Here is a 25627-nt window from a genome sequence, read left to right as displayed (position 1 = left end):
GAGCAGAATTCTACACGCTCGACCGCTCTGTTCCTAGCGATCCGGCTGCCTGCGGGCCGCCGCTACGGCCAGGGTCAAGGCTGCGTGCATTTGATGGATCGCCCTTTTCCGGCGACAATATGTCCCCGACCGATCTGCGCCGCCCCTTCGCCCTCGCTGTCCGCGGGCTTGACTGGCGGCGCTCAGCCTTGACGCCGCTGCGCCGCCCACACCGGGCACGCCAACGTCAGATTGACACTTTGCCCCAGGCGAGGAGCCCTCAATGCCGTCCCGTTTCGAACTGGCCAACGCCATTCGCGCCCTTTCCATGGATGCTGTCCAGAAAGCCAACTCCGGCCACCCCGGAGCCCCGATGGGCATGGCCGATATCGCTGAGGTACTGTGGAACGACTATCTCGTCCACAACCCCGACGATCCCAAGTGGGCCGATCGCGACCGTTTCGTGTTGTCCAACGGCCACGGCTCCATGCTGCTCTACTCCCTGTTACACCTGTCCGGCTATGACCTGGGCCTGGAAGAGCTGCAGAACTTCCGTCAACTGCACGCCAAGACCGCCGGCCATCCGGAATACGGCTACGCGCCAGGCGTCGAGACCACCACTGGACCGCTTGGTCAGGGGCTGGCCAACGCGGTGGGCATGGCCATGGCGGAGCGCACGCTCGCGGCGCAATTCAACCGTCCGGGTCATGAGGTCGTCGATCATCACACCTACTGCTTCCTGGGTGACGGCTGCCTGATGGAAGGCATCTCCCACGAGGTCGCGTCCCTCGCCGGAACTCACAAGCTGGGCAAGCTGGTCGCCTTCTACGACGACAACGGTATCTCCATCGACGGCGAGGTCGAAGGCTGGTTCACCGACGATACTGCCAAGCGCTTCGAGGCCTACGGCTGGCACGTGGTGCCCAATGTCGACGGCCACAAGCCCGAGGAGATCAAGGCGGCCATCGAGATGGCCCGCGCCCAGGATGATCGTCCCAGCCTGATCATCTGCAAGACCATCATCGGTTTCGGCTCCCCGAACAAGCAGGGCAAGGAAGAGTGTCACGGCGCTGCGTTGGGCGAGGAAGAAGTCGCCGCAGCCCGCAAGCAGCTTGACTGGCCCCATGCGCCGTTCCACATCCCCGAAGAGGTGTATCAGGGCTGGGATGCCTGCGAGCGCGGCAAGCAGCACCAGGCGGACTGGCAAGCACGCTTCGAACGCTACCAGGAGGCACACCCGGAACTAGCACGTGAATTCCTGCGGCGTCAGAAGGGCGAGCTGCCTAGCGAACTGAACAGCGAAGCACTGGTTGAGGCGGCACAGCAAAAAGGCGACACCATCGCCTCACGCAAGGCGTCCCTTGGCTGTCTGAACGAGCTTGGCCCTCAGCTGCCAGAATTGCTTGGCGGCAGCGCCGACCTGGCACCGTCCAACCTGACCTTCTGGAAGGGCGCTGAAGCCATCACCCCGGAAGCCCCTGGCGGCAACTACCTGCACTACGGGGTGCGTGAGTTCGGTATGGGCGCCATCATGAACGGCATCGCGCTGCATGGTGGTTTCGTTCCCTACGGTGCCACCTTCCTGATCTTCATGGAATATATGCGCAATGCCGTGCGCATGGCGGCGCTGATGAACCAGCAGGCGATCTTCGTCTACACCCACGACTCCATTGGCCTGGGTGAAGACGGACCGACCCACCAGCCCATCGAGCAGCTGACCAGCCTGCGCACCACCCCCAACCTGTGCACCTGGCGTCCTGCGGATGCGGTCGAGACGGCAGCAGCCTGGGCCCATGCCATCAAGCGCAGCGCCGGCCCCACTGCGCTGGTCCTGTCACGCCAGAACCTGCCCCACCAGGACCGCAGCAAGAGCCAGCTGGCCAATATCCAGCGCGGCGGCTACGTGTTGAAGGACAGTGAAGGCACCCCTGAGCTGATCCTGATCGCCACCGGTTCCGAGCTGACCCTGGCCATGCAAGCCGCCGAGTCACTTGAGGCCGACGGCAAGCAGGTGCGCGTAGTGTCGATGCCGGCCACCGATGTGTTCGACAGCCAGGACGCTGACTACCGAGAGTCGGTCCTGCCGCGCAATGTGCGTGCACGCCTGGCCATCGAGGCGGGACACCGCGACTACTGGACCAAGTATGTGGGCTTGGACGGCGACGTCATCGGCATGTCCAGCTTCGGTGAATCGGCACCTGCCGGCGATCTGTTCAAGCACTTCGGCTTCACCGTGGACAACCTGGTGGCCCGCGCCAAGGCTTTGCTCGACTAGGCCATCAGCGCTTAGCTCGGCCAGTCCGGCTACAGGTTCCACACCCAGCGTGTGGCTGCTGACGGCGCGTACTGGTGGTGAGCGAAAAATGAAAGGGGCACGGCGAACGCCGTGCCCCTTTTTTGTCGAACCGCACCGAGCTGACTCACGGCAGCGAGAGAGACGGGCCTGAGTCGCTGAACAGGCGCTCTGACCCGGTCCGCTCGATCCTGATATCAGGTTTGTCCCAGTCGCCGTCAGGCGATTGTCACGTCCGGGGCGAGATAGACGTCCTGAATCGCATTAAGCAGGGCAACGCCCTCGCGCATCGGCTTCTGAAACGCCTTGCGGCCGGATATCAGCCCCATGCCCCCGGCACGCTTGTTGATGACAGCGGTGCGCACGGCCTGGGTCAGGTCCCCCTCCCCGCTCGAGGCGCCCCCGGAGTTGATCAGCCCGGCACGCCCCATGTAGGCGTTGGCCACCTGATAACGGGCCAGGTCGATGGGGTGATCGCTGGTCAGCTCGCTGTAGACCTTTTCATGGGTGTTGCCAAAGCCGATCTTGCGGTAGCCGTCGTTGTTCTCAGGCAGCTTCTGTTTGACGATATCCGCCTTGAGCGTTGCCGCCAGGTGGACCGCCTGGCTGGTGAGGTCTGAGGCAACGTGATAATCCGTTCCCTCATGCTTGAAGCCCGGGTTACGCAGGTAGGCCCACAGCACGGTGACCATTCCCAGCTCGTGCGCACGCTCAAAGGCGGCACTGATCTCTTCGATCTGACGACGGCTTTCCGGTGAGCCAAAGTAGATCGTCGCACCGACCGCTACGCAGCCCATGTCAAAGGCCTGGTCGACCTCAGCGAACAGCGTCTGGTCGTACAGGGCGGGATAGGTCAGCGTCTCGTTATGGTTGAGCTTGAGCATCATCGGAATGCGATGAGCGTAGCGACGCGCGACCGACGACAGACCACCAAGGGTAGAGGCCACGGCATTGCAGCCCCCTTCAATGGCCAATTCGACAATGTTGGCGGGATCAAAGTAGATGGGGTTGGGCGCAAAGGATGCCCCGGCGGAGTGCTCGATCCCCTGATCCACTGGCAGGATACTCAGATATCCTGTGCCGCCCAGCCGGCCGTGATCGAACAGCGTCTGCATGCCCCGCAGCACCGCCGGGGTCCTATCGGAGTCCATCATGACGCGGTCGACAAAGTCGGCACCGGGCAGGTGCAGCTGCTCCTTGGCAATTCCACGACACTCGTGCGTCAACAGATCCTCTGCCTCGGCGCCCAGCCAGCTGGCAATATCACTCATCATGCATCTCCCTGTCGTGCCCGAATCCGTCGGGCGGTCGGTAAAGGTCAACGTCAACAGGGTAGCGGAAGAGCATCACGAACGAGAGCCCCCAAAGCTGACCCGGGTGTCAGTTATCGGCACAATGGCTCATTTCCATTGGCCCCAGTCAGTGACATGACGCACTTGAGGAATGATATGGCGGCGCTCAATACATCGGTTCTACGAGGTTTCCTGTGGCTTTGCCTGTTCTGGCTGGCTGGCGACCTGGCAACAGGCATCGGACAGCTGCCACTATCCCCCGGCGTCGTGGGGTTGATGCTGATGACGGGCTTCCTGCTGGCGCGTGGCAGAATGCACGCCGACATTGCTGCGGCGGCACAACCTTTGATCATGCTGCTGGCGATGCTGATCATGCCCGGCGTGGTCGGCGTCTTCTGGGTCTTCGACCAGCTGGCCGGTTACTGGCTGGCGGTCGGCCTGGCGCTGACGCTGGGTACCCTGCTTAGCGTGGCCAGCACCTTGTGGCTGATGCAGCGTCTGCTTCCCCAAGACACGCCGTCTGCTCCCTTCAGGAAAACCCCATGAGCCTGTCCATCACGGATTACCTGAGCATGCCCATGCTGGCCATCGTGCTTTCGATTGGCGCTTATCTCGCGGGTATGGCCCTGTTCAAACGCCTGGGCTCGCCAGGATGGTGTCCCCCGGTATTGCTGGCTTCGCTGCTGCTTGCTGCCTTGCTGAAAGGGGGCTCCATCGACTACGCGGACTATCGCGAAGGAGCACAGTGGCTGATGCTCCTACTGGGCCCCGCCACCGTCGCCTTGGCCGTGCCGCTCTATCAGCAGATGCACCACGTGCGCGCGCTGTGGAAACCACTGCTGGTGTGCTTGCCCATCTCTACGGTGCTGGCCGCTTTCTATGCGCTGGCCATCGCCTGGTCGCTGGGGGCGCCACCGGAGCTTTTGGCCTCGCTGGCCCCCAAGTCAGTGACCGCCCCTATTGCCATGGGGGTGACAGAGCGCCTGGGAGGCTCCGTGTCGATCTTGATGGGGGGCCTGCTGATCACCGGCGTCGCGGCAACGGCCTGTGTCAGCTTGCTGGGCAAGGTGTTCAGGATCACCGATCAGCGTCTGCTGGGCCTGGCGCTGGGTATCAACGGCCATGCCATCGGTACGGTGCGTGCCTTTGAACTGGGCCCCACCGCCGGCGCCTTTGCATCGCTCGGCATGACCTTGACCGGCGTACTGACGGCCTTGCTGATGCCATTGGCCTGGGAGCTGACAGGCCTTGCTGGCTGAAACGATTCACTACCTCAGGGTACGCCACAAGCGGCCAGTAGCCGCGACGTGGGGGCCGATTTGAGATAGACTCTCGCGCCTGTGTCCATCCCACTCAGGAGAGTGTCGAGCCCCATGGCCCAGCGTATTGCCATCAATGGCTACGGTCGCATTGGCCAGTGCGTCCTGCGAGCCCTCATCGAGCGCAATGACCCTTCCCTGGAAGTGGTCGCCATCAATGAGCTATCGGGCCTCGATACCATTACCTACCTCACTCGCTACGATACGACCCATGGTCGCTTTCCTGGCAGTGTGGAAAGCCGCGATGGCCACCTGCTCATCAATGGGCACCCCATCCGCGTGCTGTCAGAGGCAGAGCCCGACCGACTGCCCTGGAAAGCGCTGGATATCGACCTGGTGCTGGAGTGCTCAGGCAGCTTCAAGGACCGCGCTACCGCCGAGCGACATCTGGCTGCCGGTGCCCGGCGTCTGCTGTTCTCACAGCCCGCAGAGAGCGATGTCGACGCCACCATCGTCACCGGCATCAATGACAGCGACCTGACTGCCTCCGCCAGGGTGATCTCGGCAGCATCGTGCACCACCAACTGTCTGGTGCCGATCCTGACCATTCTGGATGAAGCCTTGGGCATCGAGCACGGTGTCACGACCACCATTCACTCGGCCATGAACGACCAGCCCGTGATCGATGCCTACCACCAGACCGATCTGCGCCTGACTCGCTCGGCCATGCAGTCTATCGTGCCGGTGGATACCGGCCTGGCGCGGGGGATCAACCGCCTGATGCCGCACCTGGCAGAGCGCTTCGAGTGCCTGCATGTGCGGGTGCCGACCATCAATGTATCGGCCATGGACCTGTCGATCTGTGTGCAGCGCGATACCTCGGCCCAGGCTGTCAATCGCCTGCTGCAGGAGGCCAGCAACTCCCGGCTTGCTGGCCTGTTGGGGTACACCGAGGAGCCCATGGCGTCCATCGACTTCAACCACGATCCGCGCTCCGGTATCGTAGACGCCACCCAGACGCGGGTGGCCGGTGGTCGCCTGCTGAAGCTGCTGTGCTGGTTCGACAATGAATGGGGCTTCGCCAACCGCATGCTCGACGTGGCCACGCGCCTGAACCAGTTGCCCCGAGCGTTACCGTGATGCCTCTTCCCCTGGCCATTCTTTCCTACTCGATGTCTCTCTCAGACCGTTCAGACGAGGATCTGCCGACATGAACGTGCGCAAGATGACCGATCTCGACCTCAAGGGTCAGCGGGTGCTGATTCGTGAAGACCTCAACGTACCCGTCAAGCATGGTCAGGTGACCAGTGATGCCCGACTGCGCGCCAGTCTGCCGACGATCAAGGCCGCCCGGGATGCTGGCGCCAAGGTCCTGCTGATGAGCCACCTGGGGCGCCCCACCGAAGGTGAGCCCGCCGATGAGTTCACGCTTGCACCGGTGGCTGCCTACCTGGGCGACCTGTTGGACTGTCCGGTACGACTGGTCACCGACTATCTGGACCAGGCCCCGGAACTGGAAGACGGCGACGTCGTACTGCTCGAGAACGTGCGCTTCAACAAGGGTGAGAAAAAAGACGACGATGCCCTGGCCCAGCGCTATGCGTCACTCTGCGACGTGTTCGTGATGGATGCATTCGGCACCGCCCACCGCGCCCAGGCCTCGACCCACGGCGTCGCACGCTTTGCTCCCACTGCCTGCGCCGGCCCGCTGCTCGCCGCCGAACTCGACGCCCTGGAGAAAGCCCTGGCCACGCCCAGACGGCCGATGACGGCCATTGTCGGTGGCTCCAAGGTTTCCACCAAGCTTGAGGTGCTCAACGCCCTGTCCGAGAAGTGCGATCAACTGATCGTTGGCGGAGGTATCGCCAATACCTTCATCGCAGCGGCGGGACACAACGTCGGCAAATCGCTGTACGAAGCCGACCTGGTGGGCAAAGCCAAGGCCTTGATGGCCAAGGTCGAGATCCCGCTGCCTACCGATGTGGTCGTGGCGACCGAGTTTTCCGACTCGGCAGAGGCGGTCACCAAGCCAGTCGACCAGGTTGCGGACAATGAAATGATTCTGGACATTGGTCCAGAGAGCGCCGCGCGCCTGGGCGATATGCTGAAAAGCGCCGGCACGATCCTGTGGAACGGCCCAGTGGGCGTGTTCGAGATCGACCAATTCGGCGGTGGCACCGAGGCCCTGTCCCACGCGATTGCCCAGAGCGACGGTTTTTCCATCGCCGGCGGTGGTGACACCCTGGCCGCCATCGACAAGTACGGCATCGCCGACCAGGTGTCCTACATCTCTACCGGTGGCGGCGCTTTCCTTGAGTATGTCGAAGGCAAGGAACTGCCCGCGGTCGCTGCCTTGGAAGCAGCGGCACGTCAGGCCACTGACGCCTAACAACCCGATTACGTCATGGGCGTGCCTGCGGCACGCCCCTTACCCCTAATAGATTCAGGTATCTCCATGGCACTCGTCAGCATGCGCCAACTGCTGGATCACGCCGCCGAACACGGCTACGGCGTCCCGGCCTTCAACGTCAACAACCTTGAGCAAGTCCGCGCCATCATGGAAGCGGCCGATGCCACCGACTCACCGGTCATCCTGCAGGCCTCCGCAGGGGCGCGTAAATACGCCGGCGCTCCCTTCCTGCGCCACCTGATCCTCGCCGCGGTTGAAGAGTTTCCGCATATCCCGGTGGTCATGCACCAGGATCACGGCACCAGTCCTGCGGTGTGCCAACGCTCCATCCAGCTCGGTTTCTCTTCGGTCATGATGGACGGCTCACTCGGCGAAGATGGCAAGACGCCTACCGACTACGCCTACAACGTTGACGTCACTCGCCGTACGGTCGATATGGCCCATGCCTGCGGCGTGTCCGTGGAAGGCGAGCTGGGTTGCCTGGGCAGCCTGGAAACCGGCATGGCCGGCGAAGAAGACGGTATCGGCGCGGAAGGCAAGCTCAGCCATGACCAACTGCTGACGGATCCGGAAGAAGCGGCTGACTTCGTCAAGTCCACCGGTGTCGATGCCCTGGCAATCGCCATCGGCACCAGCCACGGTGCCTACAAGTTCACTCGCCCGCCGACCGGCGACACGCTGTCGATCCAGCGCATCAAGGAAATCCACGAGCGTATTCCGGACACCCACCTGGTCATGCATGGCTCTTCCAGCGTGCCCCAGGAATGGCTCCAGGTCATCAACGCCCACGGCGGGGCGATTCCCGAGACCTACGGTGTACCGGTTGAGGAAATTGTCGAAGGCATCAAGCACGGTGTGCGCAAGGTCAACATCGATACCGACCTGCGTCTCGCCTCCACGGGTGCCGTGCGCCGCTTCCTGGCTGAAAACCCGGCAGAGTTCGATCCGCGCAAGTTCCTCAAGCTGACCGTGACGGCCATGAAGGATATCTGCATCGCCCGCTATGAGGCCTTCGGCACTGCCGGCAATGCCAGCAAGATCAAGCCGATCAGCCTGGACGACATGTTCGAGCGTTATGCCCGCGGAGAGCTGGACCCCAAGGTGAAGTAACACCACCGCGAGCAGCCCGCTGGATCGATACGCCCTCGCCTCCCAAGGAGGCGAGGGCGTTGTAGTATCGGCTGCGGGGCAGGCGCTGACTCATCAGAGCGCAGACGGTACCTTACTGATCCGCAGCCCACAGCCATCATCCTGTGGCTTAGTCGGTAGCGTCTTCCAGGCGTCGCCTCAAAGGAATGTTGCTGTCCGCTCTGTGCGTGGCGAGTGACAGGTCTGCACGAATATCCGCAATGGCGTCCAACACCGGCTCCAGCGCTGTCAGCTGGCGCGGAGCACGCAGTCGGCGCTCCAGAGACCGATAGACTTCATCTGGATCCTCACCCGGTGCATGGCTGGCGGTGAAGGGCGCCAGGGACGGACCATTGGCGGCGACAGGCTCGAACAGACGCGCATAGGGGTCTTCTCCCGACCAGGTCAGACACAGCAAGTGATCCCGTGTCACCTGCACATTGAGGTCCGGCAGGCTTCGCGCCAGCCGCACCAGCGTATCGATCACATCGCCGGAGAGAAACGCCGCCAGTGCCTCGCTCTCTTCCGTACAGGCGACGAAGTAACGGGCGAAGTCACCTTCTCCCCACACCTCACCTGTACTGCCATGGTGCAGCGGGCGCCATTTCCCCTCTCGCAGGTTGCAAAGATCCACCGCCGCGACATGTTGCAGATCGCAGATCAAACCATTGCGATAGTAGGTGCGGCGGTCCTTGTCCGTACCCTCGTCATAGGCAAACCGGTAAACCCAGTACTCACCCGCAACACGCTCATCGATCGCCTTGCGACAATAGAGCAGCTCGCCATTGTCTGAGTATGTCCGCTGAAAATCGGTGATCTTGCCGCGCAGCGTCGCCAGCATGGCGCCAAGATCCACGTCCGGCTCGGCCAGGCGAAAGTCCAGCTCTGCCGCGCGCTGCACCAGCTGACGCAGAAAGGCGGCGACATTTTCGGTGGCATGGAAGTCAAACCCAAGCAGAGCCACCCCGATCACCGCCAGGGGCAACAGCCACGGCCAGGAAAGCCCCCCCGCCAGCGTAATGACAAAGCCCAACGTCCCGAGCAACAAGCACAGCAAGCCTAGCGCCGTCATGCCGGCGGAGGGTCGCGGGTTCAGAGAGATTCCCCGGTCCCGGGCACGGTCCAGCACGTCGATCAACGCCTCCCGAGACAAGGCCGCCTCGGCAGTGCGTTTTTCGCGGCGCACGAACCGGTATGCCTTCCAAAGCGGCGTCATCGTCGCGGCCCTCGTCTACTCATGTCTTTCTACTCATGTCGATAAATGATCTCGTCCACTCGGGGAAGCGCGCGGTGCCAGCCGTCTAGGTCATGACACGATCTTGACCCTACGGCGGGTGGCGCATTCGTTCAGGGCAACTCGAAGGCACGCCCTTCTTGTCGGACGCTGGAGCTCTCCGCGAGTGAAACACATCTCATCATTTCCCCTGAGACATAGCTGTGCCCAAGCGATAGACATGGCGCACTACAGCGCAGTGACGAGCGAGGGCTCTCAGGAGGGGAGGCCATTGACTGACAGGGGCATCGACCCGGGCAAGCGCTACTGAGACAGGAAAATAAGGGTTCGCCGGGAACGTCTCTGCGGATGATGCGTTATCCGCCCCCCGGGAGGCTTGGGGCTGGGGCTGGGGCTGGGGCTGGGGCTGGGGCTGGGGCTGGGGCTGGGGCTGGGGCTGGGGCAGCCGCCATCGCCCAAGGCTTTTGCATGCGCGGCGCGAAAGCGGTGGAGCTGGTGGGCCAGGCCCAGAGGAAGGTCACGTCATGAGGGGCACCGCCAGGCATCATAGAGGTGTCTGGCGCCCTGAGCGCCAGACACACAGCCACACCCGCGAAACGTCTACTTGCCGGGTCGAGGCAGACGGTGCCGCGAGCGCTGGCGCTGAGCGAGGGCCTTGTTGCCGGCGCTGCGCCCGACTACCCGCGCTACGCCCACCAGGACTCCCGTGGCAGCGCCCCAAAGCAGCGCGTCTCGCCAGCGCACGTCGTCCCGCTCTGGATTATCCGGCGGCTCGGCATCCACCACCTTGCGATACGTCTTCTCGGCTGCCTGTCTCGACATCAGGCTGGCCCCTACCGCGGCGACGGATCCGACAATGGACCACAGTGTCTCTTCCTTCACATTTACCTCCTTGAACGTTGACGATGCCCGCTTCACTGGCGGGCAAATCAAACGGGTACTCCTTCCCCGAATGTGAGATGTCGAACATCACGCCAAATCAGCATAGCCAAGACCGCCCCCTCCCCTCAAACCGGTCATTCATGCACCGCAATAGTGCACAATGCGCAGCGTGAGAAAACAGTGTTCAAAAATTATGGTTTTCGCCTACGAACACAGGCAGACTCCGCGGAAATCTGCAACACTGTTCGATAACGCTATTGCACGACTCGCGAGGTCGCTCCCATGCCCCGCCCTCTATGCCTTCTATTTGACTGTGACGGCACGCTGGTAGACAGCGAGCCACTGCTGGCGGCAGAAATGGCCGTCAGCCTGACTGCAGCCGGCCTTCCCTTCAGGGCCGAAGATTACATGGGCGATTTTCGCGGGGCGCGGTTTCGCAATATCGTAGCGGCGCTCGAGGCTCAGCATGGCCGTGTCGACCCCGACCATTTAGAGTCTCTCGAAGCCAGCATGCGTGCCAACCTCAACCGCCGCCTGGCCACCGACCTGACGCCAATTGCCGGCGCCACCGAGGCGCTGGCAGCGTTATCCCGCTATTCCATGGGCGTGGTCTCGAATGGGCCTGAAAACAAGGTACGCACGTCCCTGGCTACCGTCGGCTTGACGGAGGTCTTTGGCAACCGGCTCTTCAGCGGCTACACCGCGAATTGCTGGAAGCCTGATCCCTGCCTGTATCTTCACGCGGCAAGCATCATGGGCTTCGCCGCCGAGGACTGCGTGGCCATCGACGATGCCATCGTTGGTGTCCAGGCGGCCCTAGCCGCCGGCATGACGGTGATACACCTCAATCGCTTTGCCGATGCAGAGGAGACCCCTGAGGGCGCCCACATGATCACCAGCATGTTTCAACTGCCCACCGTCATCGGCCGCCTCCAGCGCGACCGCAACCGCCACTCGATGATATCCAGCGGCTAAGAAAACACCGCATAAAGGCCTGCGACCACGATTCACTGCGTTGCGTGCTGCTCGAACTTCTCAGCTATACCGCATAGGCTTCGGATCTGCGCGGCGGTCGCCTTGGGCCGCTCGGCTGATGACTTCAGCGCTGCCCTAAGCTCGCTCACTTCTGCTTTTCATGGCCCGGCTTGCTGCCGGGCCTTTTCATTGATGCGCGTCACACCCGACCTTTGTCTAAGCCCTGACGCCTTGCCCGACGCCCGCCTTGACGCCTAAGCTTTGCACCATATGGGAACGTTCCCATTTTGACCCAGAGTGGCGTGACGCCGCCGCCATGGATACCTCTTGAACCCATATCTTTTTCGCGCCATCAACCCCGCCTGAGACTCTGCCAGAGCATGAACCAACGACAACACCGCGCCACGATTCTGGAAGTTGCCCGCGAAGCCGGGGTCTCCAAGACCAGTGTGTCCCGCTACTACAGCGGTGAGCGCGAGCGCCTGTCTACGGCCATGCAGGAGCGTATCGTGGCGGCGGCAACGGCCTTGGGCTATCAACCGAACCCCATGGCCAGAGGACTCAAAGGAGGTCCCTCAGGCTTGATCGGCATGCTGGTTGCCGATATCCACAATCCGTACTCCGTCGCCATCATGCACGGCGTGGAAAAGGCCTGCCGACAGGCCGGGCTGTCGCTCATGCTATGCAACAGCGACAACGACCTTGATCAGGAGCGCCAGCAGCTGGCGTTACTGTCCTCCTATCGTATCGAAGGGCTGGTGGTGAATGCGGCGGGCCGCCACAGCGATGCGCTCGCACAGCTGGCGGCGAGCGGAACTCCGATGGTGCTGCTGGACCGTTCGCTCAAGGGAGTCGATGTCGATGAGGTGGGCCTGGATAACGCCACCGCCATCGATATGGCCATCGACCACCTGGTAGAGCAGGGCTACACCCGTCTGCTGTTTGTGTCTGAGCCCCCAGCTCAGGCGAGCTCACGCCAGGCCCGCCTGGAGCGCTTTGAGACGCAATGTCGTGCACGCGCTCTTGATGCACAGACGCTGGCGCTCGAGCTGAAAGACCACCAGGCGCTGGACGCGGCGCTTGCCCGTCATGTGGATCACCCTCATCCGTCCTGCGCCGTTCTCTGTGCCAACGGCCAGGTCACCCTGGCCGTGGCACGACGGATGAAATACCTCGGCTACCCCCTGGGAGAGATCGGGTTGATGGGTATCGACGAGCTAGAGTGGTGCGACCTGACCGATCCCGGCATCACCACGCTGGAGCAGCCTACCGACCTGATCGGCCAGGCTGCTGTTGACTGTCTGAAGCAGCGCAGCAGCCATCAGGCGACGGCAGCGCGTCGCCACATGTTCGCCCCTACCCTTGTTCCGAGAGGATCGACCCAGCGGCCACTGGCCACCTCTTCATCACCCGAGATTCCATCATGAACCACGATACTCCCGACATTCTTTCCTTCGGCGAGGCCATGGCCCTGTTCGTTGCCGACGTGCCTGGCGATCTGGCCGACGTCGAACGCTTCTCACGCGGCTGCGCGGGGGCCGATACCAACGTCGCCATCGGCCTGTCGAGACTGGGGTTCAACGTCGGCTGGATGAGTCGTGTCGGCAACGACAGCTTTGGTCGCTATCTGCGCTCGACGCTGGAAAAAGAAGGTCTCGACTGCCGCTATCTGACCACCGACCCGGTCCATGCCACCGGCCTGGTGTTCAAGGAACGCGCCGAGGGAGGCGCCGACCCGAAGGTCGAGTACCTGCGCAAGAACAGCGCCGCCAGCCAGATGTCGGTGGCGGACGCAGCCCAGATCGACATTCCATCGCTGCGGCACCTCCATGCAACCGGCATCACGCCCGCCGTATCGGCGAGTTGTCTGGAGCTATCGCGCCATCTACTGGGCCAGGCCCGCCAGCACGGGGTCAGCGTATCGTTCGACCCCAACCTCCGCCCCACCCTGTGGGCCAGCGAGCAGCAGATGCGCACCACCCTCAATGAGCTTGCTGCCCATGCCAACTGGGTCTTGCCTGGCCTTGCCGAGGGCAGGTTGTTGACCGGCCAAGACACGGCCCATGACATCGCAGGCTTCTACCTGGACCAGGGTGCCGAGGCGGTGGTGATCAAGCTGGGGCCTGAAGGCAGTTTCTACCGCGGCCGTCTCACAGGTCAGGATGAGGCTTTCACCGTACCCGGCGTGCCGGTCGCCAAGGTGGTGGATACGGTCGGTGCTGGCGACGGCTTCGCGGTAGGTTTCGTCAGCGCCATGCTGGACGGCCTGGCCCCCCGTGAGGCGCTCAAGCGCGCCAACCTGATCGGTGCCGCGCAGGTGCAAGTCCTGGGCGACATGGAAGGCTTGCCGAGTCGTGCTCGGCTGGGCCAGCTGGAAGCCGCGCTGCCTGCCTGAGCCGTGGCGTTGCCGCCAGGGACATCCTCGCGGCAACACCCCCACTGGCAGCCACGATCCGACCGCTATCCGACCACGACAGTAACAACAACCGCGACAACGACAAGAGAGTCCCCCATGACCCGACGTATTCTGGTGTTTCGCGAGATCAGCGCCGATCAGCTCGACAGCCTTCGCGCTGACTTCGAGGTCGACTACCTGCCTCACGTGACCCATGCCGATGACCCTGAGTTCATGGACGCCCTGTCACGGGCCCACGGACTGGTCGGCGCCAGCCTCAAGATCACTCCAGCCCTGCTCGATCAGGCCCCGCAGCTCGAGGCCATCGCCAGTATCTCGGTGGGCTATGACAATTACCCTGTCGAGGAGCTGACCCGTCGCGGCATCTTGCTGTGTAACACGCCGGATGTGCTGACCGAGACCACCGCCGACACCGGCTTCTTGTTGATCATGAGTACCGCCCGGCGCGCCATCGAGCTGGCCGAGCTGATCAAACAAGGCAAGTGGACAGAAAGCATCGGCAAATCTCACTTCGGCACCGACGTGCACGGCAAGACCTTAGGCATGGTCGGCATGGGGCGTATCGGTGCCGCCATCGCCCGTCGCGGTGCGCTGGGCTTCGGCATGAAGATTCTCTACGCCAAAGCCTCGCCCAAGCCGGCACTGGACGCAGAACTGGGTGCACAGCACCGAGAGCTCGATCAATTGCTGGAAGAAGCGGACATCGTCTGTGTCACGGTGCCACTGACCGAAGAAACGGAAAAGCTGATCGGCGCCGCCGAGTTCGCCCGCATGAAGGCCGGAGCGATCTTCGTCAACGTGGCCCGGGGCAAGGTGGTCGATGAAGCCGCCATGATTGCAGCGCTCAAGGACGGCACCCTGCATGCAGCCGGTCTCGACGTATTCGAGAAGGAACCCTTGCCCGCCGACTCTCCGTTGCCGCACATGGCCAACGTGGTGGCGCTGCCCCACATTGGCTCCGCCACTCACGAAACCCGCACGGCCATGGCACAGCGCGCTATCGACAATATTCGCCTGGCGCTCAGCGGCCAACGCCCACTGAGTCCGGTCAATGCAGACGATCTGAACGACGGATAGACGCCGGGCGACAGCTTCGGCAGGTCGCCCGTTTCACCGGCTCCACCTGTAACACCCCAGGTACATACCACAATAAATGAGGTAATCATGGCACACGCCCTCGCCCCCTCCCGCCGCACTACCCTGACTCGCCTCGGCCAGAGCCTGCTGGCCGGCGCCACGCTGGTCGCAGGACTGAGTCTTACTGCCCCGGTTCACGCCTACGACCTGCGCTTTGGTCATGGCGGCACGGAAGACACCGCCTATCACCTTGGCGCCACCCGGTTCAAGGAACTGCTGGAAGAGCAGGACGTCGATCTTGGCGTCCAGATCATGGGAAATTCCGTGCTTGGCCACGAGACCGAGATGTTTGAGCAGCTGATGGCTGGCGCCCTGGATATGTCCATCGTCAACCCCGGCTTGATCACCGACTTCTCTGACACGGCCAATGTCTTCTCCATTCCCTTCCTGTATCGCGATCAGGAGCACTGGCAGACCGTCCTGGACGGCGACGTGGGCCGGGAAATCGCCGACCAGATCACCGCCGAAACCGGCGTGAAAGTGCTGGCGTTCTTTGGTGGCGGCAAGCGCCAGATCGTCTCCAGCCGGCCGCTGGAAAGTCTCGATGATCTCGATGGCATGAAACTGCGCACCAATCCTACCAAGCCCCTCATCACCGCCTGGTCGGCGCTGGGGACAGACCCGACCGTCATGGCATGGAAAGAGATCTACACCGGTCTGCAACTGGGTGCCATTGATGGCCTGCTCAATGAAGCCGAGTGGATCCACCGCATGCGCTTCCACGAGGTAGCGCCCCATATCGGTCTGTCCGAGCATGACATCACCGTGCGCTTGCTGACCATGTCGGAACTGACCTGGGACCGGCTGGACGATGCCCAGCAGGAAGCGGTCATGGCAGCCGCCAGCCAGGCCGCCAGCTACGCCCGCGGCGTGCAGCTCGAACAAGATGCCGAAGCACTCGAGCTGCTGGTGGAAGAAGGGGCCACCCTGCATGAGCTCGACCGCGAGCAGATGCAGCAGATCGTACGTGAACCGCTCGCCGAAGTGATTGACGAAATGGGGCTGAGCGAGCTCCACCAGATGATCGTCAACGCCGAGTAATGATCCTTCAAGCACCGGGGCCTGCCCCGGTGCCCACCGTCTCAAGAGGATGAAGCCATGAGGCTCTTCCTGGATCTTCTTGCGCGCATCAATCGCGCCCTGGAGAAACTGCTGCACTGGGTATTGCTGGCCCTGCTGTTCGGCTTTATCGCCCTGATCATCTATCAAATCGTCAGCCGCAACCTGCCCTTGCTGCCTCGCCTGTACTGGACAGAAGAGTTCAGCCGGTTTGCGTTCCAGTGGATGATCATGCTCGGCACCGCCATTGGCGTGCTGCATGCGGATCACTTCGTGCTGGAAGCCTTTCCGCGAGGTTCCCGCGCCGATCGACTGACCCGCTGGATACGTGATCTTGCCTGTCTTGCCGTCGGCACGATCTTCGTCGTGCACGGCCAAGAGTTCGCCCTCTCGGGTCTTCGTCGCAGCGCCACGGCCTCCGGCATGTCGATGATCTTCGTCTACGCCACCTTCATGGTCTGCGGCGTGTTCATCATGTTGTTCGCCATCGAACGTCTGGTCCGTGCCGCACTCGACGGCCTCGATAGCATGGAAGCTGCCATGAACACTCCGGATCCCGTACAGGAATCCATCGATGCGCAGCAAGGTCACCAGGTGACCTTGGAGACGCCCTCTCAGGACGCTAGTGACGGGAGGCCCTCATGATCTCCATGGATGCACTCTTTATCCTGCCGTGGCTGCTGTTCGGCCTGCTTGGCGTACTGATTGTGGTGGGCGTGCCGATTGCCATGGCGCTGGTACTGACGGCGGTCGGCATGGTGATACTCGACCCCCGCCTGACCTACTGGGTCATGTTCCAGCGCATGTACAACGGCATGGACTCCTTCGTGTTGCTCGCCGTGCCGCTGTTTCTGCTGGCTGGCAATCTGATGAACGCTGCGCGTATCACGGATCGCCTGATCACCCTGTGCATGCGCCTGGTAGGTCATGTCAAAGGCGCCCTGGCCCACGTCAATGTCATGGTCAGCATGCTGTTTGCCGGCGTATCGGGTTCGTCTACGGCCGACAGCGCAGGCGTCGGCACCGTGCTGATTCCAGCCATGCAGCGAGAGGGCTACCCCACTCACTTTGCCGTTGCCGTGACGGCAGCATCATCGGTGATGGGCATCATCATTCCCCCGTCGATCAACATGATCGTCTGGGGAGCGCTGACCAACACCTCCATTGCGGGTCTGTTTCTCGGTGGTATCTTGCCAGGGGTGATGATCGGCATCGCACAGCTACTGATGAACGTCGGCTATGTGCGTCGCTACCAGGTGCCCGTGCGTCCCCGCGCCAGCTGGCGACAACTGGCCAGTTCCGGCAAGGACGGGCTGCTGGCTGCCGGCATACCGGTGGTCATCATTGGCGGCATCACGCTGGGTATCGTCACCCCGACAGAGGCCGCCGTGATCGCCGTGCTGTACGCCCTGGCTCTGGGCTTCATCGTCTATCGGGAGCTCAGCTTCCGCCAAGTACTGGATGCGTCCACCGACACGGTACGGCTGTGCTCGCTGTCGCTCTTCAGCCTCGTCGGCGCGGCCATCTTCGGCTACCTGATCAGCTTCTACCAGATACCTCCCAAGCTGATGCAAGGCGTCAACATCACCGACCCGATCACCTTGCTCATCATCATGACGGTGGTCATGCTGGTCATCGGTACCTTCATGGACTCACTGCCGGCAATGGCCATCATGGCACCGATCTTCCAGCCCCTGGCCATGCAGGCGGGCGTTCATCCCGTGCAGTTCGGCGTCATCGCCGTCATGGCCCTCGGCCTAGGGCTGATCACTCCACCCTATGGACTGTGCTTGATGATATCCGCCAAGATCGGGGGAATCCCCCTGCTCAAGGCGCTTGGCACGACCATGCTGTACCTGTCGATCATGCTGGCGGTCATTTTGCTGCTGATTGTCTTCCCCGACATCGTGCTGACCATACCCCGTCTGATTGCACCGGATTTTGTCTGACCATTCTGGTGGCGACCGTCGACGCGGTCGCCGCTCCATCAATGAGGAACCCATGTCCCAGACTCAGCCGCCCCTTTGCCTGCTGTTCGATTCCGACGGCACCCTGGTAGACAGCGAGCCGTTGCTGGCGCGTGCCATGGCCGACACCTTTCCGCCCTTTGGCCTGCCGTTTTCCGCCGAACAGTACATGGAGGAATTTCGCGGCGTCCGCTTTCTCGACATCGTGCAGGAGCTGGAAAGACGTTTCGGCTCGCTGGCTGACGACCAGCGTCAGATCATGGAAGATCGCCTGCGCGCCAACATGGCCGAGCGCATGGAGCAGGAACTCGTGCCGATAGCGGGTATCCCGCAGGCGCTGGACGCCCTGGCCGACCACCCCAAGGCGGTAGCCTCCAACGGCCCTATCGCCAAGATTCGACTGGCCATGGCGACCACCGGACTGGCCCCGCACTTCGGCGACCACCTCTTCAGCGCTTACGAGCTGGGTGTATGGAAACCGGACCCGGGACTCTACCTAGCCGCTGCTGAGGCCATGGGCGTGTCCCCCGAGCACTGCGTGGTCATCGATGATGCTGCCGTCGGTGTCGAAGCGGGCCTAAAGGCGGGAATGCAGGTGATTCACATCAACCACTTCCCCGAGGAAGAAGACACCCCGGAAGGGGCGGTGGGCATTACCCATGCAGACCAGCTGGTCGACACCATCGAGCGCCTCGCCGCCAAGGCCACGATGTAAGTCACCGCGGGGCGCCTCCCTTCGCCATACATCCGTATTGGCTTGATGAGAGGAGCCTTGCCTCTATGCGCGATTGGCCACAACGCCTCCAAAACCAGACCCGGTAGCTATACTAAAGTCCCCCGTAGAAACCCGGCATCCGGGGATTGCCGCGCTGCACAAGGCTCCCTATGCTGACGGGACAGCCCCTACAAGTCAGGAGACACTCCATGCAAGAAGTGGTGATCGTTGCTGCACGTCGTACCGCCGTTGGTTCCTTCGGAGGCTCGCTCGCCGGCATTCCCGCCAGCGACCTGGGAGCCGCCGTGATCAAGGACGTGATAGCGCAGACCGGCATCAAGCCGGAAGAGGTCGACGAAGTTCTGTTGGGGCAAGTACTCACCGCGGGAGTAGGCCAGAATCCAGCACGCCAAGCCTCGATCAAGGCAGGCCTGCCCGACGCCGTACCTGCCATGACCATCAACAAGGTCTGCGGTTCCGGCCTCAAGGCGCTGCACCTGGGTGCTCAGGCGATCATGCTGGGCGACGCCGAGGTGATTATCGCCGGTGGCCAGGAGAACATGTCTCTGGCACCCCACGTGCTGCCAAATTCGCGCACCGGCCAGCGCATGGGCGACTGGAAAGCGGTCGACTCCATGGTCAATGACGGCCTGTGGGACGCCTTCAACAACTACCACATGGGCATCACCGCCGAAAACCTGGCAGAAAAATACGGTATCACTCGCGAAGACATGGATGAGTTTGCCGCTGCCTCTCAGCAGAAGGCGGCCGCAGCCATAAAGGAAGGCCGCTTCAAGGGTCAGATCGTTCCTATCGAGATCCCGCAGCGCAAGGGTGACCCGGTCGTCTTTGACACCGACGAAAACCCGCGCGAGGTCACCGCGGAAAAGCTCGGTGGCATGCGCCCCGCCTTCAAGAAAGATGGCACCGTGACCGCTGGCAATGCGTCCTCCATCAACGATGGCGCCGCCGTCGTCATGCTCTGTTCCGCTGCCAAGGCAGAAGCTCTCGGATTGACGCCGCTGGCCCGTATCAAGGCCTACGCCAACGCTGGTGTTGACCCCGCCATCATGGGCATCGGACCGGCACCGGCCACTCGCCGCTGTCTGGAAAAGGCCGGCTGGACCCATGAAGAGCTGGATCTTATCGAGTCCAATGAAGCCTTCGCCGCCCAGTCACTTTCCGTCAACAAGGAACTGGGCTGGGACACCTCCAAGATCAACGTCAACGGTGGCGCTATCGCTATCGGTCACCCGATCGGAGCCTCCGGCTGCCGTATCCTGGTCAGCCTGGTCCACGAGATGATCGCCCGTGACGCCAAGAAAGGCCTGGCCACCCTGTGTATCGGCGGTGGTCAGGGCGTGGCGCTTGCCATCGAGCGCTGATCGACAGGTCGACCACAGTGGAAGCACAGCAAAACCCCCGCCAACGGCGGGGGTTTTGCATGTCTGGGTAACGCGCCATCAGGCGTGATCACGCTTCTGCCTGCACGCCACGCGTCGTCCACCAGGGGGCCGCAAGGCGGAAGAAGCGGTCGACCACCGCCGGGTCGGTGGGCGAGGTCATCAGTGTCACGCCGACGAACACCGGCAGATTGATCATCATCCCCCAGAACCCAGCGTGGATACCCAGCGGATGCGGCCACAGCGTGATGCAGGTCACTGTCACGATAAACCCGGCGAGGATACCCGCGATGACCCCTGGCGCGTTCGCTCTGGGCCAGAAGAACATGCCAATAAATGCCGGTACCACCTGAGAGGCGAACCCCAGACCAATCAGCAGGATCATGACCAGGCTACCTGGCTCAGCAATGGCCAGAGGGGCAATGATCAAAGCCATCAGAGCGACCACCAGGCGCTTCGCCCATTGCCCCGCCCGCTCATCTGACCACCCGGCCCAGGGCGCGATCACATCGCGACTCAGGCTCAGTGCCACGGAATGGATAAAGGGCTCCGAAGACGACATGGAGGCCGCCAGAGTCCCGGCACCCAGCAGACCCACCAGCACCACAGGCAGATGCGTCATTGCATATTCGAGTACCACCGTGTCCGCTCGATCCAGACCAGGAAGGGCAAATACGCCGATAAAGCCCACCGTCACCAACGGCAGGATCACCAGGTAGTAGCTAGGCAGCCAGGTGGCAGCGAGACGCAGGGAACGCGCTGAAGTGGCACTCATCCACTGGGTCCATACCGGCGGCATGAAAGACAGCATGGATACGATGATCGATGTGGTCCAGAAGGCAAAACTCATGTCGCCTCCGGCGCCGGGCAGCGTCAGGTACTCGGGACGCTGTTCAAGGACCTGCTGATAGACATCGGCAAAGTGCCAGCCACCGGTAAAGACATGGGTGGCCCACAGACCCACTATCCAGGCCACCACGAACATCAGCACCCCCTGAAACACATTGGTGCGGCCGATGGCACGCTGACCACGCAGGGTGAGATACACAGCAATGGCGCCAAGGACGACCACAACCCCCGCCCATACCGGTATCAGGCCGCCACTCATCACGTGCAGAATGTAAGCCGAGCCGACCGTCTGCAGCACCGCATAGGCCAATGACCCCACCGCCATCACCAGCGCAGCGAGAGCACCAAGCGCTCGACTCTGATAGCGATCGGCGATGGCGCTGGCTTGGGTAACGTGGCCAAAGTGGGCGCCAAAGGCCCATACCTTGGGCCCGAAGTACCACGCTACCAGCGCGAGGTACCCCAGATAGACCACCACATAGAACACCGGAATGCCCTTGGCATAGGCCCAACCCGGTGCCCCCATGAAGGTGTAGGCACTGACGCTACCGGCGGCAATCAACAGATACAGTGTGACCGGCCCCATGCTGCGCCCGGCGACTCCCCATTCCTCCAGGGTTGACGCCGAGCGGGATCCGCGACGATGCCCACCCAGACCAATCACCATCGCCACCAGAACATAGCCCAATGTCAGACCAAGCGGCAGCCATTCAGTGCTCACCGTCATCCTCTCCTTTCTCTCGAAGCAAACGATTTCCCAGCAGCATCGCCAGCACGCAGCACAGCAAGATCACATAGCTCCAGGCCACGATAGCGGGGACGCCCAGCACCAACTCGGCCCGGTTGATCCATTCGATCACGGGCCACACACCGGCCAGCACGATCACCCCAAAGATCCCCAGCAACAGCCAGCCTCGCCAGGAGGACGGGCGCACGAAGGATGGAAGCATCAGCATTCCTCACGTTCGATACTTGATGAAAAGAAACACGCAAGATTAGGCCGTTGTACGCCCTCACCCGTGGGAGGATCGCTGACGGCCCACCACGCGTGAGGGTGTCGCCAGCACCAGCAAAGCGGCGAGGGAGAACAGGCCACCCGCTGCCAGGAGTACCGACGACAGTCCCCAGCTATCGACCACCCGCCCGCCGGACAGGGCGCCAAGACCAATCGATAGGTTGAAGACGAAGGCCATCATGGCGGTGGCCGCTTCCGGATTGGTCGCCGAGCGCAGTATCCAGGTTTGAAGGCTGACCGAAATGCCACCGAACACAAACCCCCACAGCATCAACAGCGCGCTTGCGCCGGTCGCGGTGACGCCAAACCACGGAAAGCCCAGCGCCACCCCAGCCAGCACCAGAGGAATCAATAGCACCGTCAGATACGGCTGGCGGCCCGCCAGCCCACCGGCAATGAAATTGCCCATCAGACCGGCAGCACCGAACAGCAGCAACAGACGCGAGACATCACTCAATGGGATTCCCCCGAGTCGCTGCAAAATGGGGCTGATAAAGGTATAGGCGGCGAAGTGGCCGACCACGATCAGGGCAGTTGCCAGTGCACCGATACACACGCCTGGCAGTTTCAGCTGTCCGCCCAGGCTTACCAGACGAACCGGTTTCTGCGCGGGCAAGGACGGCAGCAGCTGCCATAGACAGAGACACACCAGCAGGCTCAGTCCACCCAGGGCGGCAAAGGCAATACGCCAGTCAGTGACACCCCCAAGCCAGGTGCCCGCAGGAACCCCCAACACCGTCGCCGCTGCCACACCACTGAAAATGAATGACATCGCCCTCGGCACATGCTCCAGCGCGACCAGCCTGCCGGCCAAACCACCGGCAATGGCCCAGAAACCACCGATACAGCAGCCGATGAGCACGCGAGTCGCCAACAGCCCTGCGAAGCTGTCCATCAGCGCGCCGAGCACGCTTGCGATGGTCATGACCAGCATGAGGCCTGTCAGCAGATAGCGTCGGTCCAGGCGCCCTACCGCGACCGGCAGCAAAGGCGCGGCAAAGGCGGCGACGACGCCAGGAACCGTAATCATCAGGCCCGCCTGCCCTTCACTGACATCCAGCGACGTAGCGAGCTGCGATAGCAAGCCAATAGGCAGCTGTTCTGCCGTGACCAGCAGGAAGATACCTGCCATTACGCTGAACACGGCACACCAGTCTCGTCGCTGGGTGACGGTCGTCATGCCAGAGCCACTACCCTCATCACTCATGCTTGCCTCAAACCTCATCCCCTGCGCACTTGACGATCAGGGGCGTAACACAAAAACGCCCCCGCGGCGTCAGCAACGGGGGCGTCGATGGCTTGCCGTCATTAGACCTCGGTAGCGGCTTCCTCAGCTTCAAAAGCCGCCTTTTCTTCCTCGGTCATTTCCTTGATGGTCAGCTTGACGCGATTGCGGTTGTCGATGTCGAGCACCTTGACCACCACCTCATCACCTTCGTTCAGGTAATCACGCACGTCATTGACACGCTCTGGCACGATCTGGGAGATGTGCACCAGGCCGTCGGTGCCAGGCATGATGTTGACGAAGGCGCCGAAGTCGGCGATACGCACCACCTTGCCGCGGTACAGCTTGCCGATTTCCGCCTCGGCGGTGATCGCCAGCACGGTATCGATGGCCTTCTTGGCCGCCTTCTTGTCCTCGGCGTAGATGCGCACGGTGCCGTCGTCGTCCAGGTCGATGGAGGCGCCGGTATCGTCGCAGATCTTGCGGATGGTGGCGCCGCCCTTGCCGATGACGTCGCGGATCTTGTCCGGGTCGATCTTGATGGTGGCCATGGAGGGCGCGTTGTCGGACACCTCGGCGCGGCTCTCGGCGATCACGGTGTTCATCTGCTCGAGGATGCTGATGCGCGCATCATGGGCCTGGTTCAGGGCCGTTTCCATGATCTGCTCGTCGATACCCTCGATCTTGATGTCCATCTGCAGGGCGGTGACACCCTCGGCACTACCGGCCACCTTGAAGTCCATGTCGCCGAGGTGATCCTCGTCGCCGAGGATGTCGGTCAGCACGGCGTAGCCGTCGGCGTCCTTGACCAGGCCCATGGCGATACCCGCCACCGGAGCCTTGATCGGCACACCGGCGTCCATCAGTGCCAGCGAGGTGCCGCAGACGGAGGCCATGGAGCTGGAGCCGTTGGACTCGGTGATCTCGGAGACCACGCGAATAGTGTAGGGGAAGTCCTCTTCCGCCGGCAGCATGGCCTGGACACCACGACGGGCCAGACGGCCGTGACCGATCTCGCGACGCTTGGGACCGCCCATAAAGCCAGCCTCGCCCACCGAGTAGGGGGGGAAGTTGTAGTGCAGCAGGAAGCGGTCCTTGCGCTCACCTTCCAGCGATTCGATCAGCTGGGAGTCACGCAGGGTGCCCAGGGTCGCGACGACCACCGCCTGGGTCTCGCCACGGGTGAAGATGGCGCTGCCGTGGGTCTTGGGCAGGGTACCGACCTCGATGGCCAGCGGACGCACGGTCTTGTGGTCGCGACCGTCGATACGCGGCTCGCCCTTGATCACGCGGGCACGCACCACGCGCTTCTCGAGACCGGCGAAGGCGCCTTCCACCTCGGAGGCGTCAAATTTACCCTCTTCTTCACCGGCGAGTTGCGCGACGGCCTCGGCCTTGAGCGCGGACAGGGCATCCTGGCGCTGCATCTTGTCGGTGATGCGATAGGCTTCGCCGACCTTGGCCTCGAAGCCCTGGGCGACGGCATCCTTGAGCGCAGTATTCTCGGCGGGAGGCTGCCAATCCCACTTGGCCTTGCCGGCCTCGGAGGTCAGCTCGTTGATCGCCTGGATGACAGTCTGCATCTCCTGGTGACCGAACAGCACGGCGCCCAGCATCTCGTCCTCGAGCAGCTCTTCTGCTTCGGACTCGACCATCAGCACGGCCTTCTCGGTCCCCGCGACCACCATGTTCAGCTCGGAGCCTTCGAGTTCTTCCACGGTGGGGTTGAGGAAGTAGCCGCGCTCTTCGTTGAAGGCCACGCGTGCAGCACCGATGGGGCCATTGAACGGCACACCGGAAATGGCCAGAGCGGCAGAGGTGCCGATCATCGCAGCGATATCCGGATCATGGTTGCGATCGGTGGACAACACGGTGCAGATCACCTGGACTTCGTTCATGAAGCCCTTGGGGAACAGCGGACGGATCGGACGATCGATCAGTCGAGAGGTAAGGGTTTCCTTCTCGGTGGGGCGTCCCTCACGCTTGAAGAAGCCGCCAGGAATCTTGCCGACCGCGTAGGTCTTTTCCTGGTAATGAACGGACAACGGGAAGAAAGGCTGGCTGGGGTTGGCTTCCTTTCTTGCCACCACGGTGCACAGCACCACGGTGTCGTCCATGGTGACCATCACGGCACCGGTGGCCTGGCGGGCGATACGCCCGGTTTCCAGGGTGACGGTGCTGCGACCGTACTGAAACGTCTTTTTGACCGGATTCACGGCGACTTCCTTTACTTTTCGATGTTTGGGTCGTTTTGACTCGCGCACTATTTTAGGGGGTCAGACCCGCGAGGGCCACCACAAAGGACAAAGGACCTGCCTGGCCTCCCCTACTGCGGCCAAAAACGACAAAGGGCAGCCCCGAAGGACTGCCCTTTGTGTGACGCCGCTTC

General features: G+C 62.4%; 22 protein-coding genes. 15 read left to right on the top strand and 7 right to left on the bottom strand.

The genetic code is table 11. From position 1 onward, the window contains the following. The first annotated feature begins 262 nt into the window (after positions 1-262). A complete protein-coding gene (gene tkt / locus JF545_RS12535; RefSeq protein WP_206942526.1) occupies positions 263-2254 on the top strand; it encodes a transketolase in 1992 nt (663 codons plus the stop codon). A gap of 236 nt (positions 2255-2490) precedes the next feature. Here tkt and JF545_RS12530 read toward each other — a convergent pair whose 3' ends face one another. Continuing rightward, positions 2491-3543, bottom strand: a complete 1053-nt coding sequence (locus tag JF545_RS12530) for a class I fructose-bisphosphate aldolase (protein WP_206942525.1) — start codon at positions 3541-3543, stop codon at positions 2491-2493. 177 nt (positions 3544-3720) lie between these two features. Here JF545_RS12530 and JF545_RS12525 point away from each other — a divergent pair, with 177 nt between their 5' ends. From JF545_RS12525 to fba, 5 genes are all read left to right on the top strand, one after another. Next, positions 3721-4110, top strand: coding sequence for a CidA/LrgA family protein (locus JF545_RS12525; RefSeq protein WP_206942523.1), 390 nt, complete (start codon positions 3721-3723; stop codon positions 4108-4110). Continuing rightward, on the top strand, positions 4107-4823 hold the full coding sequence (locus JF545_RS12520) for an LrgB family protein (RefSeq protein ID WP_206942521.1): 717 nt from the start codon (positions 4107-4109) through the stop codon (positions 4821-4823). Before JF545_RS12525 ends, JF545_RS12520 begins: the two co-directional genes overlap by 4 nt. Positions 4824-4937: 114 nt before the next feature. Continuing rightward, the gene (locus JF545_RS12515; RefSeq protein WP_206942519.1) at positions 4938-5963 is read left to right on the top strand and encodes a type I glyceraldehyde-3-phosphate dehydrogenase; all 1026 of its coding nucleotides are present in this window, start codon (positions 4938-4940) and stop codon (positions 5961-5963) included. A gap of 70 nt (positions 5964-6033) precedes the next feature. Further along, entirely contained in the window at positions 6034-7212 is a 1179-nt protein-coding gene (locus JF545_RS12510) for a phosphoglycerate kinase (protein ID WP_206942517.1), read from the top strand. Between the two features lie 66 nt (positions 7213-7278). Continuing rightward, on the top strand, positions 7279-8343 hold the full coding sequence (gene fba / locus JF545_RS12505; RefSeq protein WP_206942515.1) for a class II fructose-bisphosphate aldolase: 1065 nt from the start codon (positions 7279-7281) through the stop codon (positions 8341-8343). A gap of 148 nt (positions 8344-8491) precedes the next feature. On the opposite strand, the gene JF545_RS12500 is transcribed toward fba, so the two are convergent. Next, entirely contained in the window at positions 8492-9577 is a 1086-nt protein-coding gene (locus tag JF545_RS12500) for a hypothetical protein (protein ID WP_206942513.1), read from the bottom strand. Positions 9578-10195: 618 nt separating this feature from the next. Continuing rightward, entirely contained in the window at positions 10196-10477 is a 282-nt protein-coding gene (locus JF545_RS12495) for a DUF4235 domain-containing protein (RefSeq protein ID WP_206942512.1), read from the bottom strand. Between the two features lie 282 nt (positions 10478-10759). On the opposite strand from JF545_RS12495, the gene JF545_RS12490 reads away from it, so the two are divergent. From JF545_RS12490 to JF545_RS12450, 9 genes are all read left to right on the top strand, one after another. Continuing rightward, positions 10760-11452, top strand: coding sequence for an HAD family hydrolase (locus tag JF545_RS12490; protein ID WP_206942510.1), 693 nt, complete (start codon positions 10760-10762; stop codon positions 11450-11452). A 380-nt stretch (positions 11453-11832) separates the two neighbouring features. After that, positions 11833-12879, top strand: a complete 1047-nt coding sequence (locus tag JF545_RS12485; protein ID WP_206942509.1) for a LacI family DNA-binding transcriptional regulator — start codon at positions 11833-11835, stop codon at positions 12877-12879. Continuing rightward, positions 12876-13847 (top strand): sugar kinase, encoded by a 972-nt coding sequence (locus tag JF545_RS12480; protein ID WP_206942508.1) that lies wholly within the window; start codon positions 12876-12878, stop codon positions 13845-13847. The genes JF545_RS12485 and JF545_RS12480 overlap by 4 nt, the downstream gene beginning before the upstream one ends. 117 nt (positions 13848-13964) lie before the next feature. Further along, positions 13965-14945 (top strand): 2-hydroxyacid dehydrogenase, encoded by a 981-nt coding sequence (locus JF545_RS12475; protein WP_206942507.1) that lies wholly within the window; start codon positions 13965-13967, stop codon positions 14943-14945. 87 nt (positions 14946-15032) lie between these two features. Beyond that, positions 15033-16046 carry a TRAP transporter substrate-binding protein gene (locus tag JF545_RS12470; RefSeq protein ID WP_206942506.1) on the top strand — a complete coding sequence of 338 codons (1014 nt, stop codon included), beginning with the start codon at positions 15033-15035 and terminating at the stop codon, positions 16044-16046. A 57-nt stretch (positions 16047-16103) separates the two neighbouring features. Further along, entirely contained in the window at positions 16104-16709 is a 606-nt protein-coding gene (locus tag JF545_RS12465; protein WP_206942505.1) for a TRAP transporter small permease, read from the top strand. Beyond that, positions 16706-18013: a TRAP transporter large permease gene (locus JF545_RS12460; RefSeq protein ID WP_206942504.1), complete on the top strand. Its 1308-nt coding sequence runs from the start codon at positions 16706-16708 to the stop codon at positions 18011-18013. The genes JF545_RS12465 and JF545_RS12460 overlap by 4 nt, the downstream gene beginning before the upstream one ends. 52 nt (positions 18014-18065) lie before the next feature. Next, positions 18066-18746, top strand: coding sequence for an HAD-IA family hydrolase (locus JF545_RS12455; protein ID WP_206942503.1), 681 nt, complete (start codon positions 18066-18068; stop codon positions 18744-18746). A gap of 209 nt (positions 18747-18955) precedes the next feature. After that, positions 18956-20131 carry an acetyl-CoA C-acetyltransferase gene (locus tag JF545_RS12450; RefSeq protein WP_206942501.1) on the top strand — a complete coding sequence of 392 codons (1176 nt, stop codon included), beginning with the start codon at positions 18956-18958 and terminating at the stop codon, positions 20129-20131. A gap of 88 nt (positions 20132-20219) precedes the next feature. Here JF545_RS12450 and JF545_RS12445 read toward each other — a convergent pair whose 3' ends face one another. The 4 genes from JF545_RS12445 to pnp all read right to left on the bottom strand — a co-directional run bounded on the left by JF545_RS12445 (position 20220) and on the right by pnp (position 25454). After that, on the bottom strand, positions 20220-21719 hold the full coding sequence (locus JF545_RS12445) for a sodium:solute symporter family protein (RefSeq protein WP_206942499.1): 1500 nt from the start codon (positions 21717-21719) through the stop codon (positions 20220-20222). Continuing rightward, positions 21709-21948: a hypothetical protein gene (locus JF545_RS12440; protein WP_206942497.1), complete on the bottom strand. Its 240-nt coding sequence runs from the start codon at positions 21946-21948 to the stop codon at positions 21709-21711. Before JF545_RS12440 ends, JF545_RS12445 begins: the two co-directional genes overlap by 11 nt. Before the next feature lie 63 nt (positions 21949-22011). Further along, positions 22012-23220: an MFS transporter gene (locus JF545_RS12435; RefSeq protein ID WP_224851887.1), complete on the bottom strand. Its 1209-nt coding sequence runs from the start codon at positions 23218-23220 to the stop codon at positions 22012-22014. 101 nt (positions 23221-23321) lie between these two features. Next, a complete protein-coding gene (pnp, locus tag JF545_RS12430; protein WP_206942495.1) occupies positions 23322-25454 on the bottom strand; it encodes a polyribonucleotide nucleotidyltransferase in 2133 nt (710 codons plus the stop codon). Positions 25455-25627 lie beyond the last annotated feature (173 nt).

The organism is Halomonas litopenaei (genome assembly GCF_017303055.1).
Classification (GTDB): domain Bacteria; phylum Pseudomonadota; class Gammaproteobacteria; order Pseudomonadales; family Halomonadaceae; genus Halomonas; species Halomonas litopenaei_A.
The sequence above is the reverse complement of the archived record's forward strand: the minus strand, read 5'-3'. Positions and strand labels throughout refer to the sequence as shown.